13 protein-coding genes are annotated in these 16,729 nt (G+C 72.6%); 11 read left to right on the top strand and 2 right to left on the bottom strand.

Features of this window, described 5'->3' with window-relative positions; translation table 11 throughout:
* Positions 1–151: 151 nt before the first annotated feature.
* Positions 152–1,891, top strand: coding sequence for an aspartate--tRNA ligase (gene aspS / locus RM446_RS14375; RefSeq protein WP_311545787.1), 1,740 nt, complete (start codon positions 152–154; stop codon positions 1,889–1,891).
* A gap of 363 nt (positions 1,892–2,254) precedes the next feature.
* Here aspS and RM446_RS14370 read toward each other — a convergent pair whose 3' ends face one another.
* The gene (locus RM446_RS14370; protein WP_311545786.1) at positions 2,255–2,395 is read right to left on the bottom strand and encodes a hypothetical protein; all 141 of its coding nucleotides are present in this window, start codon (positions 2,393–2,395) and stop codon (positions 2,255–2,257) included.
* A gap of 378 nt (positions 2,396–2,773) precedes the next feature.
* On the opposite strand from RM446_RS14370, the gene RM446_RS14365 reads away from it, so the two are divergent.
* The gene (locus RM446_RS14365) at positions 2,774–4,801 is read left to right on the top strand and encodes a SpoIIE family protein phosphatase (protein ID WP_398695190.1); all 2,028 of its coding nucleotides are present in this window, start codon (positions 2,774–2,776) and stop codon (positions 4,799–4,801) included.
* Between the two features lie 58 nt (positions 4,802–4,859).
* Positions 4,860–6,200, top strand: a complete 1,341-nt coding sequence (locus RM446_RS14360) for a replication-associated recombination protein A (RefSeq protein WP_311545785.1) — start codon at positions 4,860–4,862, stop codon at positions 6,198–6,200.
* A 138-nt stretch (positions 6,201–6,338) separates the two neighbouring features.
* On the opposite strand, the gene RM446_RS14355 is transcribed toward RM446_RS14360, so the two are convergent.
* Entirely contained in the window at positions 6,339–7,877 is a 1,539-nt protein-coding gene (locus tag RM446_RS14355; protein WP_311545784.1) for a serine/threonine protein kinase, read from the bottom strand.
* Between the two features lie 328 nt (positions 7,878–8,205).
* Here RM446_RS14355 and RM446_RS14350 point away from each other — a divergent pair, with 328 nt between their 5' ends.
* From RM446_RS14350 to rpmI, 8 genes are all read left to right on the top strand, one after another.
* Positions 8,206–8,598, top strand: a complete 393-nt coding sequence (locus RM446_RS14350; protein ID WP_311545783.1) for a DUF948 domain-containing protein — start codon at positions 8,206–8,208, stop codon at positions 8,596–8,598.
* Positions 8,599–8,606: 8 nt separating this feature from the next.
* The gene (locus RM446_RS14345) at positions 8,607–8,909 is read left to right on the top strand and encodes a hypothetical protein (RefSeq protein ID WP_398695187.1); all 303 of its coding nucleotides are present in this window, start codon (positions 8,607–8,609) and stop codon (positions 8,907–8,909) included.
* Entirely contained in the window at positions 8,909–11,581 is a 2,673-nt protein-coding gene (gene alaS, locus RM446_RS14340; RefSeq protein WP_311545781.1) for an alanine--tRNA ligase, read from the top strand. The genes RM446_RS14345 and alaS overlap by 1 nt, the downstream gene beginning before the upstream one ends.
* Before the next feature lie 101 nt (positions 11,582–11,682).
* On the top strand, positions 11,683–12,162 hold the full coding sequence (gene ruvX / locus RM446_RS14335) for a Holliday junction resolvase RuvX (protein WP_311545780.1): 480 nt from the start codon (positions 11,683–11,685) through the stop codon (positions 12,160–12,162).
* A complete protein-coding gene (gene mltG / locus RM446_RS14330) occupies positions 12,159–14,363 on the top strand; it encodes an endolytic transglycosylase MltG (RefSeq protein ID WP_311545779.1) in 2,205 nt (734 codons plus the stop codon). Before ruvX ends, mltG begins: the two co-directional genes overlap by 4 nt.
* Positions 14,363–15,193 (top strand): shikimate dehydrogenase, encoded by an 831-nt coding sequence (locus RM446_RS14325; RefSeq protein ID WP_311545778.1) that lies wholly within the window; start codon positions 14,363–14,365, stop codon positions 15,191–15,193. The genes mltG and RM446_RS14325 overlap by 1 nt, the downstream gene beginning before the upstream one ends.
* Before the next feature lie 471 nt (positions 15,194–15,664).
* Positions 15,665–16,282 carry a translation initiation factor IF-3 gene (gene infC, locus RM446_RS14320; RefSeq protein WP_311545777.1) on the top strand — a complete coding sequence of 206 codons (618 nt, stop codon included), beginning with the start codon at positions 15,665–15,667 and terminating at the stop codon, positions 16,280–16,282.
* A 181-nt stretch (positions 16,283–16,463) separates the two neighbouring features.
* On the top strand, positions 16,464–16,655 hold the full coding sequence (gene rpmI / locus RM446_RS14315; RefSeq protein ID WP_311545776.1) for a 50S ribosomal protein L35: 192 nt from the start codon (positions 16,464–16,466) through the stop codon (positions 16,653–16,655).
* Positions 16,656–16,729: the final 74 nt, after the last annotated feature.

Genomic DNA, 16,729 nt, shown 5'->3' with positions numbered 1-16,729 from the left:
GTCGGACACCGACCCCGCCTGCTCCGCACCGACCGCGGCACCGGCCGACCGACCCCACGGGCCCCGGCTGCGCCGGCCGGCAGCAGGGCCGAACCGGCACGCAGGTCAGGCAAGATGAGTAGGTACCTGAGACACCTGAAGGAGAACTCCGTTGATCCGCACGCATGACGCCGGCGCCCTACGCGCCGAGCATGCAGACGCGACCGTCGTCCTGGCCGGGTGGGTCGCCCGCCGGCGCGACCACGGCGGCGTCGTCTTCCTCGACCTCCGCGAAGCCTCGGGCGTCGTCCAGGTGGTCGTCCGCGAGGACGACCTGGCCCACGACCTGCGCGCCGAGTACTGCATCAAGGTCACCGGCAGGGTCCGGGTGCGTCCCGAGGGCAACGAGAACCCCGAGATCGCCACCGGCGGGGTCGAGGTCGTCGCCGACGAGATCGAGGTCCTCAGCGAGTCGGCCCCGCTGCCCTTCCCGCTCGACGGTTCCCAGGAGATCTCGGAGGAGACGCGCCTGCGCTACCGCTATCTGGACATGCGCCGACCGGAGACGGCCTCGGCACTGCGGGTGCGCTCCCAGGCGGGCTACGTCGTGCACGACGTGATGCGCGACCACGGGTTCGTCAACGTCGAGACCCCTTACCTGACCCGCTCGACTCCCGAGGGCGCGCGCGACTTCCTGGTGCCGGTGCGCCTGCAGCCCGGCCACTGGTACGCGCTGCCGCAGTCGCCGCAGCTGTTCAAGCAGCTGCTGATGGTCGGCGGCATGGAGCGCTATTACCAGATCGCCCGGTGCTTCCGCGATGAGGACTTCCGGGCCGACCGGCAGCCCGAGTTCACCCAGATCGACCTGGAGATGAGCTTCGTCGACCAGGACGACGTCATCGGCGTCGCCGAGGACCTCGTCGTGCGACTGTGGCGCGACGTGCTGGGTTACGACGTCCCTACGCCGCTGCCGCGCATGCCCTTCTTCGAGGCGATGGCCCGCTTCGGCTCCGACAAGCCCGACCTGCGGTTCGGTCGGGAGCTGACGGAGCTGACGGTGTTCTTCGCCGACACCTCCTTCCGCGTGTTCCAGGCTCCCTACGTCGGCGCTGTGGTCATGCCCGGCGGTGCCTCGCAGACCCGCAAGGAGCTGGACGGCTGGCAGGACTGGGCCAAGGCGCGCGGCGCCAAGGGCCTGGCCTACGTGCTCGTCCAGGAGGACGGATCGCTGGGCGGCCCGGTCGCCAAGAACCTCTCCGAGACCGAACGGGCCGGGCTGGCCGAGGCCGTGGGCGCGGCTCCGGGCGACGCCGTCTTCTTCGCCGCCGGCGCTCGGCGGCCCTCCCAGGAACTGCTCGGTGCGGCCCGATTGGAGATCGGCAACCGGCTGGGTCTGATCGACACGTCGCAGTGGTCCTTCCTGTGGATCGTGGACGCGCCCATGTTCGAGGAGGACGGCGACGGCGGCTGGACTCCGGTGCACCACCCCTTCACCGCGCCGAAGCCGGAGTGGGCGGACACCTTCGACCAGGACCCCGCCAACGCCCTGGCCTACGCCTACGACATGGTCTGCAACGGCAGCGAGATCGGTGGCGGGTCGATCCGTATCCACCGCGGCGAAATGCAGCAGCGCGTATTCGAGGCGCTCGGTATCAGCAAGGAGTCGGCCGAGTCGAAGTTCGGATTCCTGCTGGACGCCTTCCAGTTCGGCCCTCCGCCGCACGGCGGCATCGCCTTCGGCTGGGACCGGATCATCGCGCACCTGACCAGCGCGGAATCGATCCGCGAGGTCATCGCCTTCCCCAAGACCGCTTCCGGCGGCGACCCGCTCACCGGGGCGCCCACACAGATCACGCCCGACCAGCGGGAAGAGGCGGGCGTGGACTTCGTCCCCGAGGAGGACGGGGTCTGACCGGCGCCGGCTAGACGATCATCCGCCCGGGGACCCGCGCGTCCCCGGGCGCTTCGCGCAGAGCCGACGCGGTCCCGCCGTCGCGCGCATCCGGCGCGGCGCCGTTCGGGGAAGGCGGGGGTCCGCACCGCCGGCCGTTCGTGGGTCCCGGTACCGCGCGCCGTCGCGCAGGAGGCCGAACGGTGCGGGAGATCGTGCGGGGGCGCCGCGCGCTGGACGGCCGACGGGTGCGGGCAACGGGCCGTTCTTCGGGGGCCGGGGCGGCACGGCCGGGTGCGACCCTGCACCGGGACACGCCGTCCGAGCAGTGTGTGCAGGGCTTTCCGGGGGTCCGCGGGGTGCGCTAATGTGCGCGGCGGCGCTCTACTTCTTCGCGGCGCCGCAGCGCTGGCAGCAGATGTCCTCGCTGTCGGGGTTGCTGTAGGTGCAGAGGCGGCAGGTCCAGTTGCGGACGATGAGTGCGCTCCCGAGGACGGGCCCGGTTCGTGTTGATGGTTCACGCATGACCGAATTTTAGGCCGGTCTTTCCTCGCGGTCCCGTGGCGCGAAGCGCGTGGTGATCAGTGGTTTAGGCTGGAGGCGGACTTTACGCAGATATGCGGCGATGGTCACGCGAGCGTAACGATTCGCCGAATGTCACGGGGTGGGGCCGTGTGATTCGTTGGCATTCCTGGCGCTCGTGTTGTTTTTTGTATTCCCGTGTGCCGAATGGTGCGCAGGATCGCAGGAGTAAAAGGGGTGCAGGGTACACCTCGGGCAAGCCATCCTTCACCTGCACGGACGGGCGGTGATCTGGCTAGACTGAGCCGAATCGGATGTCCCCGGGAGGAGCGCGCAATTGCGCGAAAAGGACGTCTGTGACGATACAGGGATGATCTATTCGTGAACGGTGCAACCGGCTCTACCGACGGCGTCGCCGGTGCTTCGGCGATGTCCGGGGGTGAACAGCTTCAGCGGGCCGGCGTCGGATTCGGCACGGCCCCGGCCGCCATGGTCGTGGCCGATCGCGCGGGCGGCGTCACGCTCGCCAACCACGCGTTCACCGAGTTCACCGGGCGGACGCAGGACGAGGTCCTCGGCCGGCCCTGGCCCGAGGTGTGCGACCGTGCCGACCCCGAGTCGGCGTGGAAGCTGCACCGGGCCGCGCTCGGCGGCGCACCGGTCCACCAGCGCGCCCTCGTCTCGGCGGACTACGGCGGGGCGTCCCACCGCATCGTCGCCGAAGCCCGCGCGCTGCCCGCGACCGCGTCCGACGGCAAGCCCGCGGGCGTCGTCGTCGTGTTCCGCGAACCGCTGCGCGAGGAGGAGACCCTCCGCGTCATCAGCGAGCTGCGCACCGAGAACGCCGACACCGCACTGTGGACGCTCGACCTGCGCTCCGGCCGGCTCCAGGAGCTGTTCGGCCCCTCGCCGCTGGGTCGGCTGCTGGCGGGCGACGCCCGCGGGCTGGACGAGCTTCTCGCCCGCGTCCACCGCGACGACATCGCCCGCGTCCGCGACGCCATCGAGGCCTCCCATCAGGGACGCGACTACGAGCAGCGCTTCCGCATGTTCGACCACCTCGGCGACGAGCGCTCGCTGCACGCCCGCGCCCGCTACATACCCGGCGACCATCCCCGCCTCGTCGGCACCATCGACGACGTCACCGAGCACGTCCAGCTCATCCGCCGCCTGGCCGACCGCCGCCGCATCGAGGCCGCCCAGGGGCGCCAGGTCACCGACCTCGCCGCCAAACTCGTCTCAGCGACCACCGTCGAAGAGGTCACCGGGCTGCTCACCGACGAGTTCGCGCCGATCTTCGGCGGAGCGGGCGCCGCGGTCATGCTCGTCGAGGAGGGCAGCCTGCGCCCCTCTCCGGCTCCGCCGGAGGACGACGCCGGCCCCATGGGCCTGGCCGAGGAGCACGACGCGTCCGACATCGCCCACCCCGTCGGCGCCGTCGTCTCCGACCGCCAGCCCCGGTTCTTCGAGAGCCGCGCCGAGATCCTCGAGCGCTTCCCCGCCGTCGCCGAGTTCCTGCACCGCACCAGCGCCCAGTCGTGGGCGACCATCCCCATCTTCGGTGACCGCCGCGTGGCGCTGGGCGTCTGGCAGGTCTCCTGGGGGGAACCCCACCACGCCACACCCGACGAGCGGGCCCTCATGCTCACCCTCGCCGGGCTGGCCGGCCAGGCCTTGCAGCGCGTGCGCCGCCAGCAGGAGGAGCTCCAGCTCGCCGACGCCATCCAGCGCCGCATGCTGCCGCCCCAGATCGCCCGGTTCGACGAGCTCGGCATCGCCGTGCGCTACCTGCCGGCCCGCGCCGGCTGGCGGGTGTGCGGCGACTTCTACGACGTCATCCGCCTGCCCGGGCGCCGCGTCGGCCTGGTCGTGGGAGACGTCCAGGGCCACGGCGTCGAGGCCGCGGCCGCCATGGGCCAGATCCGCGTGGCCTTCCGCGCCTACGCCAGCAACCAGGTCGACCCGGGCGCCGTGGTCGCCGAGACCAACCGCCTCCTCTCCGAGACCGGCGAGATCGTCTTCGCCACCTGCGGCTACCTCGTGCTCGACCTCGACAACGGGGAGATGCAGGCCGCATGGGCCGGCCAGCCGCCCGCCGTCATCGCCACCGCCGACTCCTACGACCTGTGGGAACCCGAAACCGGCCCGCCGGTGGGCGTCGACTCCGACAGCAAGTACCCGGTGACCACCCGCCGGCTGCGGGCCGGGGACACGCTGCTGATGTGCTCCGACGGGCTCGTGGAGAGCTCGGGGATGCCCATGGACGAAGGGCTGCGCATCGTCGGCGAGAACCTGCGCGGCCGCGCCGAGGACGTCGAAGGCGCCGCGGCCTCCCTCATCGGCCTCACCCCGGCCGGGCGCGGCGACGACATCGCCCTGCTCATCGTGCGGATGAACGGCCCCGGCTGAGCACACCGGCCCGCCCGCGCGCTGCGGCCGCCCGGCGTGCTCGCTTAGGCTGGGAAGCGTGTCCGAAACACTGTTCGACGACGCCGGCGCCGAAGCGCAGCGCGGCCAGGAGCCGCTCGCCGTACGCATGCGCCCGCGCACCCTGGACGAGGTCGCGGGCCAGGCCCACCTGCTGGGCGAGGGCAGCCCGCTGCGCCGCCTGGTCGAGGACGACGCACCGATGTCGCTCTTTCTGTGGGGCCCGCCCGGCACCGGCAAGACGACCTTGGCCACCGTCGTCAGCCGGGTCACTCAGCGCCGGTTCGTGGAGCTGTCGGCCGTCAGCGCCGGGGTCAAGGACGTCCGCGCCGTCATCGAGGACGCCCGCCGCCAGATGGGCATGCGCGGCACCCGCACACTGCTGTTCGTCGACGAGGTGCACCGCTTCAGCAAGACCCAGCAGGACGCCCTGCTGCCCGCCGTGGAGAACCGCTGGGTCAGCTTCATCGGCGCCACCACCGAGAACCCGTTCTTCTCCGTGATCAGCCCGCTGCTGTCGCGCTCGCTGCTGCTGAGCCTGGAGTCGCTGACCGACGAGGACGTGCGCGGTGTCGTCGACGCCGCCCTGCGCGACGAGCGCGGCCTGGGCGGGCGCTACACGCTGGCCGGCGACGCCGCCGACCACCTCGTGCGCCTCGCCGGGGGCGACGCGCGCCGCGCGCTGACCTATCTGGAGGCCGCCGCACTGGTCGCCGGCGACCGCACGGAGATCAGCGCCGCCGACATCGAGCGCGCCGTCGACCGCCACGCCGTGCGCTACGACCGCACCGGCGACCAGCACTACGACGTCATCAGCGCCTTCATCAAGAGCATGCGCGGCAGCGACCCCGACGCCGCCCTGCACTACCTGGCCCGGATGATCGAGGCCGGCGAGGACCCCCGCTTCATCGCCCGCCGCGTCGTGGTGCACGCCAGCGAGGACGTGGGCCTGGCCGACCCCACGGCCCTGCAGGCCGCGGTCGCCGCCGCACAGGCGGTGGAGCTGATCGGCCTGCCCGAGGCGCGGATCAACCTCGCCCAGGCGGTGGTGCACATCGCCCTGGCGCCCAAGTCCAACGCCGTGATCAGCGCGATCGACACCGCGATCGCCGACGTGCGCCAGGGGCGCGCCGGCCCCGTGCCCGCGCATCTGCGCGACGCCCACTACAAGGGCGCCCGCGAGCTCGGCCACGGCGCCGGCTACAAGTACGCCCACGACCACCCCGGCGGGGTCGCGGCCCAGCAGTACGTCCCCGACGCACTCGCGGGCCGCGAGTACTACACCCCGACCACCCACGGCGCCGAGCGCAGGATCGGCGAGGTCCTGCAGCGCATCAGGGGCGTATTGCGCGGCGAGGCGGGCGGGCCCGGCGAGCGGTGAGACCGGCCGCCGCAGCAGCGCCCGAACCCCGTCGATCTTGTAGCTATCGTGATGTAAAACGATTTCCAGTGACGATGGCTACAAGATCAACGGTGCTGTGGCGATGGTCGCCGCGCGGCCGCAGCACGAACACGGGCCCTAATCCGGCGGCGTGGGATAGACCTCGACGATGCGGGTGAGCTCGCGCGGCCCGTCGCCGCCCTCGTCCCCGGGCTCGGCGAACTCGACCTCCGCGACCACCGGACCGCCCCAGGCGAGGTAGTCGATGAAGTCCTGGCCCTCCACCGGGAAGGTGCCGCGGTCGTCCTCGACGTAGCCCGGACCCGGAACGCAGAACCGGGCGCAGAGCACCTCGGTCTCCTCGGTGATGAGAGCCTGCTGCTCGGCGTCATCGCCGACCGGCTGCCACTGCTCGCTCCAGGCGTCCGGAGCCAGGGTGGCCGCAGGTGTGGCCGGCGCCGAAGGGCGGCGCTCCACCTGCGTGTACACCCACGGACCGTCCGCCGGGTTCTCCTGCTCGGCCGGATCGAACCGCACGATCGTCGGTCCTTCCGGGCCGCCGACCGAGGCGGACGGCGAAGGCGAGGGCGAGGGCGACGCCTCGGGTTCGGCCGGTCCGGGCAGGAGCCCGTTGGCCGCGGCGAAAGCCGCGAATCCGCCGCCGCCGATCAGCGCCAGCGCAATCACCGAGCCTCCGGCGATCAGCAGACCGCGTCCGGCGGAGCGGCCGCGGTCGGTGCCCAGACGCACCAGCCGCGGCAGCCGGTCCGGCTCCACGACGCCCCGCCACTCCCGCGAGAGGACCTGGGTGACCGCCGTTCCCTGCACCGGCGCCGCGTCCGAGCCGCTGATGGCCTCCCACGCGGCGATGGTCGACCCCAGCACCTCGCGCACCGTGGGCCGGTCGCGGGGGTCCTCCGAGAGCGCGCGGCGCACGATCGGGCGCATCTCCGCAGGTACGCCTTCCAGCCACGGTGTGGCCGACGCAGGGGCGCCCTCCTCCGCGACCGGGGGCCTGCCGGTCGCGGCGAACACGGCGATCGCCGCCCAGGAGAAGATGTCGGCGGGCGAGGAGGGCTCGCCGCCGTCCAGCCGCTCGGGAGCGGTCCACGGTGCTGCGTTGCGGCGCAGCAGCTCGCCCTCGCCCGGTAGCGCGCAGTCCAGCACGCGCGGGCCTCGGCCGCTCAGCAGCACGTTGTCGGGCGTGAGATCGCCGTGGGCGACCTGCTTGATGTGCAGCGCCGACAGGACCTCGCCCAGTGCAGCCGCCAGGGCGATGAGACGGCCCCGGCCCAGCGGGCCGTGGTCGCCCACGAAGCCGTCCAGCGGCAGGCCCGACACGTAGGGCATGGCCAGCCACGGCTGCCGGGCCCCGACGTCGAAGCCGACCGGCGGCACGTAGGTTCGCCCGTCTACCTCCGCCAGCGCAGCGAGCCGCTCCCGAAGGCGCGCGCGGTCCTCCGGCTCCTCTGCCGACCAGGGGTGCAGCACCTTCACCGCCATCAGATCGCCGCTGGCCTCGTTGGCGTCGATCGCGGCGAAGACCGTTCCGGTGCCGCCGGCGCCGAGGCGGCCGATGAGCACATAGGGTCCGACCGAATCCGGGTCTCCGGGTGCGAGAGGGTCGAGATGCGGCGGTACCAGAACGGTGATCTCGCGCTCGGAAGGGCGGCTCATGGGCATCCTGTCTGCACGGGGGTCAGGCCATCTCGCGCCGTCGGGCGGCGTTGCGGGAATCGATGCCCTGATTCTGCGACATCTGGGGAATTTCGTCGACGCGGGACATCCGACGCGCTGGCGCGCGTCGGACGCCACACACCGGCCGCACGCGGGCACACCGGCGCCGAACGCGGTAGGGTCGGCATATTCGGATCTCCGCATTCCGTCGGCCCGGTGCCAACCGGAGGCGCCGATGCGGCCTCCGCCGCCGACGCGGCGGGCCGGGCAACCCCCCTGAATGCCGCCGATGGAGATTCCGCCACCCCGATTTCCAACGGAGTCCCGCATGCTGACCGCAGGAGACGTAGCAGCGCTCATCGCGGCGGTGGTCTGGACGGTGCTGGTCGCGTTCATGTGCGTGGTACTCGTCAAGCTCACCCGTCTGCTGTCGGAGACCACCAAGGTCGTCGCGGAGTTCGGCGAGCGCGCCCGGCCCATGCTCGACGACGTCGCCGGCACCGTCGAACGCACGGGAGCCTCCCTCGACCGGGTCGAGGAGATCACCGCCAACGTGGCCACCGCCACCGAGGACGTCTCGACCGTCACCGCGCTGACGCGCTCGGTGGTCGCCGGCCCGCTGGTCAAGGCGGCCTCGTTCTCGTACGGCGTGCGGAGGGTGCTCGGCCAGCGCCGGGCCCTGGCGCTGGTACGCGGCCGACGCAGGAAGGCGCGCCGATGATCCGCCGGATGCTCTATCTTGTCGCAGGTGCCGCGCTCGGCGGGTATGTTGTGCACAAGCTCAACCGCACGGCCCGTGCGTGGAGCCCGGCGGGAATCGCCGGCCGCGTCGAGGACCAGGTCGCCGACTACCGCGCCGCCCTCCGCGAGTTCAACGAGGACGTCCACGACGCCATGCGGCAGCGTGAGGCCGAGCTGCAGAGCCGCTACGACAGCGAAGGCGGACGTCCTGCGCTGCCCGGCGCCCCTCCGGGCCGATCCACCCGACCCCGCGGCGCAATCGACGCCCCCGACATGAAGGACGGCACCTGATGGAGACGGCAGAGATCGCCCGCCGCTTCCTCGCATTCTTCGAGGAGAACGGACACACCGCGGTGCCGTCGGCCAGCCTGGTCGCCGACGACCCCACGCTGCTGTTCGTCGCGGCAGGAATGGTGCCGTTCAAGCCGTACTTCCTCGGCCAGCGCACGGCGCCCTACGACCGCGCGGCCAGCGTGCAGAAGTGCATCCGCACCATCGACATCGAAGAGGTCGGCAAGACCTCGCGGCACGCGACCTTCTTCCAGATGCTCGGCAACTTCTCCTTCGGCGACTACTTCAAGGAGAAGGCCATCCCGCTGGCCTGGGAGCTGATGACCAAGCCCGTCCCCGACGGCGGCTTCGGCATCGACCCCGACCGGCTGTGGGTGACCGTCTACCTCGACGACGACGAGGCCGAGACGATCTGGCGCGAAAAGGTCGGCGTGCCCCCCGAGCGCATCCAGCGCTTCGGCGTCGAGGAGAACTACTGGTCCATGGGAGTTCCCGGCCCCTGCGGTCCGTGCTCGGAGATCTTCTACGACCGCGGCCCCGAATACGGCGCCGAGGGCGGCCCGGCCGCCGACGAGGACCGCTACGTCGAGGTCTGGAACCTCGTGTTCATGCAGTACGAGCGCGGCGAGGGCGGCGCCAAGAAGGACTTCCCGATCCTCGGCGACCTGCCCCGCAAGAACATCGACACCGGCATGGGCCTGGAGCGCCTGGCGACCGTGCTGCAGGGCGTCGACAACATCTACGAGACCGACACCCTGGGCCGCATCCTGCGCGACGCCTCGGAGCGCACCGGCGTCGCCTACGGCGCCGATGAGCGCTCCGACGTCATGCTGCGCGTCGTCGCCGACCACGTCCGCAGCGCCACCATGCTCGTCTCCGACGGCGTCCGGCCCGGCAACGAGAAGGCCGGCTACGTCCTGCGCCGCATCCTGCGCCGGTCGATCCGCAACCTGCGCCTGCTCTCCGGCACCGACGCCTCCTACCTGCACGGCCTGACCGAGACCGCCATCGCCGCCATGGAGGCCATCTACCCGGAGTTGCGCGCGAACGCCGACCGCATCCACGAGGTCGTCGAGACCGAGGAGAAGAACTTCTCGGACACACTGCGGTCGGGCACGGCGCTGTTCGCCCGCGCCGCCGAGCGCACGCGCGGCGGCGGTTCGGCGGAGATCTCCGGCGCCGACGCGTTCCAGCTGCACGACACCTACGGCTTCCCCATCGACCTCACCCTGGAGATGGCCGCCGAGCAGGGCCTGGGCGTCGACGAGGAGACCTTCCGCACGCTCATGACCGAGCAGCGCGAGACCGCCAAGCGCGACGCCAAGGCCAAGAAGCTCGGCAACGCCGACGTCAGCGTCTACGGGCGGCTGCTGGAGAACGCCGGCGCCACCGACTTCCTCGGTTACACCGACCACGAGTCCGAGTCCCGCGTGCTGGGCCTGATCGTGGACGGCGAGTCCGTCGGCGCCGCCTCGGCCGGCGACGCGGTCGAGCTCGTGCTGGACCGCACCCCCTTCTACGCCGAGAGCGGCGGCCAGCTCGCCGACAAGGGCACCGTCGCCGCGCCCGGCCGCGGCACCGTCGACGTCGAGGACGTGCAGAAGCCCGTTCCCGGCCTGTTCGTGCACCGCGGGACCGTGCGCGAAGGCACCGTCGCGCTGGACGACCGTGTCGAGGCCGCCATCGACACCGGCCGCCGCGGCTCGGTCTCCCGGTCGCACTCGGCCACCCACCTGATCCACTCAGCGCTGCGCAACGCCCTGGGCCCCTCGGCCGGGCAGGCCGGCTCGGAGAACCGGCCGGGTCGGCTGCGCTTCGACTTCACCGCGAGCAAGCCGCTGGGCACAGCGGAGCTCAGCGAGGTCGAAGACGAGGTCAACACGGTCCTGGCCGGCGACATCCAGGTGCGCGACTTCACGACCTCGCTGGACGAGGCGCTGTCCATGGGCGCACTGGCGATGTTCGGCGAGAAGTACGGCGACCGCGTCCGCGTGGTCGAGATGAGCGACTACTCCCGCGAGCTGTGCGGCGGCACACACGTCGCCGCCACCGGGCAGCTGGGCGTTGTCAAGCTGCTGGGGGAGTCCTCGGTCGGCTCGGGCGTGCGCCGTGTCGAGGCCGCGGTCGGCATCGACGCGTTCCGCCGCCTCTCCACGGAGTCGCTGCTGGTCGGACAGCTTTCCGAGCAGCTCAAGACTCCGCGCGAGGAGCTGCCCGAGCGCATCGACTCCATCGTCACCCGGCTGCGCGGCGCCGAGAGGGAGATCGAGCGCCTGCGGGCCGCCCAGGTGCTCCAGCAGGCGGGCGAGCTTGCCGAGAGCGCCCGTCCGCACGGCGACACGCTGCTGGTCGCCCACCGCGCACCCGACGGCACGACCGCCGACGACCTCCGCCGGCTTGCCTCCGACGTGCGCCAGCGCCTCGGCGAGAACCGCCCCGCCGTCGTCGCTCTCGCCGCCGTCCCCGAGGACCGCCCGGTCGTCGTGGTCGCGGTGAACAAGCGAGGGCGGGAGAGCGGCCTCAAAGCCGGCGACCTTGTCGGCCCTGCCGCCCGCGCCCTCGGTGGCGGAGGCGGCGGCAAGCCCGACCTGGCGCAGGGAGGCGGAAGCGACCCCTCGGCCGTCGACGACGCCCTGCGCGCCGTCGAGAATCGGGTCGCCGAAACCTCCTGACCCGCCCCCCACGGGCAGAAAGGACACCCCGAGTTGAGCAGGACCCTCCCCAGCGCGCCCCCGGGCGCACTGCCCTGTCCCCGCATGGGGGAGCCCGATTCTTGAGGCACGGTGTGCGCATCGCGGTGGATCCCGGTAGTACCAGGATCGGGGTTGCACTCAGCGATCCCAGCGGCATGCTCGCGACCCCCGTCGAGACCGTCCGCCGCGGAGACGGCGACCTCGACCGGATCGCCGAGCTCGTACTCGAACACGAGGCCCGAGAGGTCGTCGTCGGCTATCCCGCCTCGCTCTCCGGCGAGGCGGGGCCCTCGGCGCGGCGGGCGCGCTCCTTCGCCGAAGCGCTGGCGCGCAGGCTCGCGCCTGTGCCGGTGCGATTGGTGGACGAGCGCATGACCACGGTCACCGCGCAGGAGCAGCTGCGCGCCGGTGCTTCCTACAGTCGGCGCGGCGCCCGCGGAGGCAAGGCTCGGCGCTCGGTCGTCGACCAGGCCGCGGCGGTCGTACTACTGCAGAGTGCCCTGGACGCCGAGCGCCAGACCGGAACCCCCCCCGGCGAGACCGTGGGGAGCGGCGCATGAGCGACCGCACCCCCTACGACGGCGGCGACCACGACCGGGGCCGCCGCGGCCGCCGCCGGGCGCCGGACACCGACCCGCTCGACGACGGCCGCGGCGGGCGCCCCGCCGCCGGACCGCAGGGGCCCGCCCCCTACGCCGACCCGCGCACCGATCCGCGGCGCTCGACCCAGGCGCGCGCCGGACGGGTCGCCGAACCGCGCACCGATCCCTGGCCGCACCAGGGCGAGGCGCCCGGCGGTCCCGACTACGACACCGACCGGCGTCCGCCGCGCTGGGAGGACGTGCAGGCCGCCCAACCCCGCGGCCGCCGGCACCGCGACCCGGCCGACGCGGGGCCGGCCACCGGACCGCACTCCACCCTGCCGCCCGACGGCGGCGCACCGCGCCGCCGCCGGTCCCGCTCCGCGGACGAAGCCGAGGAACACCTCGCCTGGAGCCGGCCCGAGTCCGGCGACGCCGACGACGATTTCCGGCCCGCGCCGCCGCGCACCCTGGACTTCGACGCCGTGCCGGTGCGCCGCAAGCGCCCGCGCGACGACGACCCCCGTGACGAGGGTCGCGGCGGACGCCGCCGGCGCTCCGGCGACACCGGGGCGTTCCCGACCGTGCCCGAGCGGGGTGCCGAAGGCTCCGAGGACACCCAGGGCGCCGACGAAGGCCGCCCGGGCCGCCGGCGGCGCTCGCCGGAGTCCGGTTCGTTCCCCGCCGTGGACGAGTCGGGCGCGGGTTCCGGAGATCCCTACGGCGACGAACCGCGCGGCGGCCGTCGGCGCCGGAGGGACGACACTGCCGCGAGCACCCCGCCGGCTCCCGCCGAAGACGAGGCGCCCGCGCCCCGCCGCGGCCGCTCCCGGCGCGAGACCCGGGGCCGCCCGGACGGCGTCCCGGTCGGCGGCGAGCCCGTCGAGGCGCCCTCCGGCGCGGCGCAGGACCGCGAGGAGGCCGAGGAGCCCGCACCGCGCGGGCGCGGACCCCGGCGACGCCGGGGCCGTGAGGCTTCGCCGGAGGATACCGGCGGCCGGAGGCGGCGCCGCGCCGCCTCCGCGGACGACTCGCCCGAGCCCTCCGACGGCGATGACGGCGATGACGGCCGCCGTCCTCGGCGCGGAGCCCGCGCCGGCGGAGGGCGCGGCCGCAAGGGGCGCCCGGCCAAGCAGCGCAACCGCCGTTCCAGGAAAGGTCCGGTGATCCTGCTCTGCGTCGTCCTGGTCGCCGTATTGGGGGCGGGCGGCTACGTGGGCCGCGCGTACGTGTTCCCGCCCGACTACGAGGGCAAGGGCAGCGGCTCCGTGCGAGTCGAGGTCGCCGAAGGCTCCTCGGGCAGTTCCATCGCCCGGAACCTGGCCGATAAGGGAGTCGTGGCCAGTTCCCAGGCGTTCCTCAACGCGCTGAACGCCTCGGAAGGCAGCGTCGCGCCCGGCACGTACCGCCTCCGCGAGCGGATGAGCGGTGAGGCGGCGGTGGCCATGCTGACGGACCCGGCCACACGCATCCGGGCCCACGTCACCTTCAAGGAGGGCCTGCGCTCCGAGGAGATCCTGACCCTGATCTCCAAGAAGACCGACATCCCGATGAAGGAGCTGCGCGCGGCCTACGAGAACGGGGACAAGCTGGGCCTGCCCGACTACGCCGAGTACGGGGCCGAGGGCTACCTCTTCCCGGACACGTACGACATGCCCGCCGACGCCGACGCCACCGCGTTGCTCAAGCGCATGGTCGACCGGTTCCACACGGTGGCCGGCGAGGTGAAGCTGGAGAAGAAGGCGGAGGAGCTCAACCTGACGCCCAACGAGGCCATGTCGGTGGCCGCCGTCGTCCAGGCGGAATCGGGGTCGGTCGAGGACATGTCCAAGGTCGCCCGAGTCGTCTACAACCGGCTGCAGCAGGGCATGGAGCTGGGCATGGACAGCACCTGCTTCTACGTCCTCGGCGAGTACGGGATCGCGCTGACCAGCGCCCAGGTCGCGGAGTGCGAAAGCAGCGGCAGCGAGTACGCCACCTACGGCCGCAAGGGCCTGCCGCAGGGGCCCATCGTCAGTCCGGGCAAGGACGCCATCAACGCGGCGTTGAACCCGGCCGAGGGCGACTGGCGCTACTTCGTGGCCACCGATCCCGAGAACGGTGTGACCGAGTTCGCCGAGACCTACGACGAGTTCGTGCAGCTCAAGCAGGAGTTCGAGCAGAACCGGGGTGACGCGTGATGCGGGCGGCGGTGCTGGGCTCTCCGGTGGGCCACTCGCTGTCGCCGGTGCTGCACACGGCCGCCTACACCGCGTTGGGCCTGGCCGGGGAGTGGTCCTACGAGCGCCGCGAGTGCACGGAAGCGGAGCTGGGCGGCTTCCTCAAGGGCTGCGACGACAGCTGGGCGGGGCTCAGCCTGACGATGCCGCTCAAGCGCGAGGCGCTGCGGCTCGCCGATGAGGCCGAAACCGTCGCACGCGAGGTCGGCGGCGCGAACACCCTCGTCTTGGGCGGCGGGCGGTCCGGCGCCTTCAACACCGACGTCCACGGGATCGCCGCGGCGCTGCGCGAAGCGGGCGTGGAGCGGGTGGCCTCGGCTGCGGTGCTGGGCGGCGGAGCGACGGCCGCCTCGGCGGTGGCCGCGCTGCGCGATCTCGGTGCCGCCGCCGACGGCGGGATCGCCCTCCTCGCACGCGAGCCGGCGCGGGCCGCGGGCACGGTCGACGCGGCCGAGCGCATGGGTGTGCGGCTCTCGGTCGCGCCGCTGGTCCGGATCGACGACTTCCTCGGCGTGGACGTGGTCGTCTCCACGCTGCCCAGCGGAGCTGGCGACGCCTACGCCGGCGCGGTCGCCGGGTGCGGTGCGGTCGTGTTCGACGTCGTCTACACCCCGTGGCCCACGGCGTTGGCCGCGGCGGCGCAGGAGGCCGGGCGTACCGTCGTCGGCGGCTTCGCGATGCTGCTGCACCAGGCGGCACGCCAGGTGGAGTTGATGACCGGCGCCGAGTGCGCCCCGGTCGAGGCGATGCGCACCGCGGGTCGGGCCGAGCTCGACCGCCGGAACGGCTGAGGGGCGCGTAGCGCTTCGATCAAGGGTGGCGGTGGGTGACAGTGTGTGGGGGCGCGTAGCGCTTCGATCAAGGGTGGCGGTGGGTGACGGGAGGGAATAGGCGCACACACCGCGGATGTTGAACGCAGCAGTCTAGTGCAGACTGCAGGTGTCACCCGGCGCTCGTGGCCGAGCGCAGCGGAACTGCTGGTATGATTGTGCCTGACCTGATCCGGTGCTCATCGCATCGGACACACGTAAGCGGAGGCGGATCCTCCCACCCGGCGGGGCACACCCGTCCGGGTCCCGGTCGGCGGCGCACACGGTGCGCCGTTCGGCGCCGCCGGTATTGGCGGCGGCGCGTCGCGGCGACGGTGGAACCGTTCGCCGGCGGACGCGCTTCGGTGGATCACCCCGCTTGCACACCGCCGGCGGGGTTTTCGCTTTTCGGTTCCGTTCAGGGCCGGGTGACCCCCCACAAGATCCACGACAATGCTAGGGAGGGGTCCCATCAGCGCTGAGCCCCGCATCAATGACCGCATCAGGGTGGCCGAGGTCCGACTCGTCGGACCGAACGGCGAACAGGTCGGCATCGTGCCCGTTCAGGACGCGCTGCGCCTCGCCGAAGAAGCCCAGCTCGACCTCGTTGAGGTAGCGCCTACGGCCCGCCCGCCGGTCGCGAAGCTGATGGACTACGGCAAGTACAAGTACGAGTCCGCGGTCAAGGCGCGCGAGTCGCGCAAGAACCAGTCGAACACGATCATCAAGGAGATCAAGCTCCGTCCGAAGATCGACCCGCACGACTACGAGACCAAGAAGGGTCACGTCGAGCGGTTCCTCAAGGGCGGGGACAAGGTCAAGGTGACGATCATGTTCCGCGGCCGCGAGCAGTCCCGGCCGGAGCTGGGGCGCCGGCTCCTCGCCCGGCTGGCCGACGACGTCGCGGATCTCGGGGCGGTCGAGTCGCAGCCCAAGCAGGACGGCCGCAACATGGTCATGGTGCTCGGACCGCACAAGCGCCGCTCCGAGCACAAGGCCGAAGCGCGCGCCGGCGCCGCCAAGCCGCGGCGCGAGCCGCGCCAGGAGGAGCAGGCCGGCCAGGGGACCTGAGCTCCGGCGGGCCGGGCGCCCAGCGCCCCGGTACGTTGATGCAGCGCGGTGTGCCGCCGTCGAACCCGCGGGGAGAGGCGGAGGCGCACCGCGGTGTGCCGAAACGCCGTGCGCAGTCGTGCAGCCGGGGACCGGCGGGCACGGGTGAGCACCGAGAACTGAGTAGGAGACGACGGCGACTATGCCGAAGAACAAATCCCACAGCGGAGCCTCCAAGCGCTTCCGGGTGACCGGCTCGGGCAAGATCATGCGCCGCCGTGCCAACAAGAACCACCTGCTCGAACACAAGCCGAGCAAGCGCACCCGCCGCATCAGCGGCGAGATCGAGCTCGCCCCCGCCGACACGAAGAAGATCAAGAAGCTGCTCGGCTAGCGGCTGAGTTCCATTCCGTCCGATCCGTCCGGCCGGTCCGTCCGGCGGGGCCACCGCGCGCCTGCGCCGACTGC

The sequence above is a fragment of the Streptomonospora wellingtoniae genome (assembly GCF_031845375.1).
Lineage (GTDB): Bacteria > Actinomycetota > Actinomycetes > Streptosporangiales > Streptosporangiaceae > Streptomonospora > Streptomonospora wellingtoniae.
This window is presented reverse-complemented; position numbering and strand designations above follow the sequence as displayed.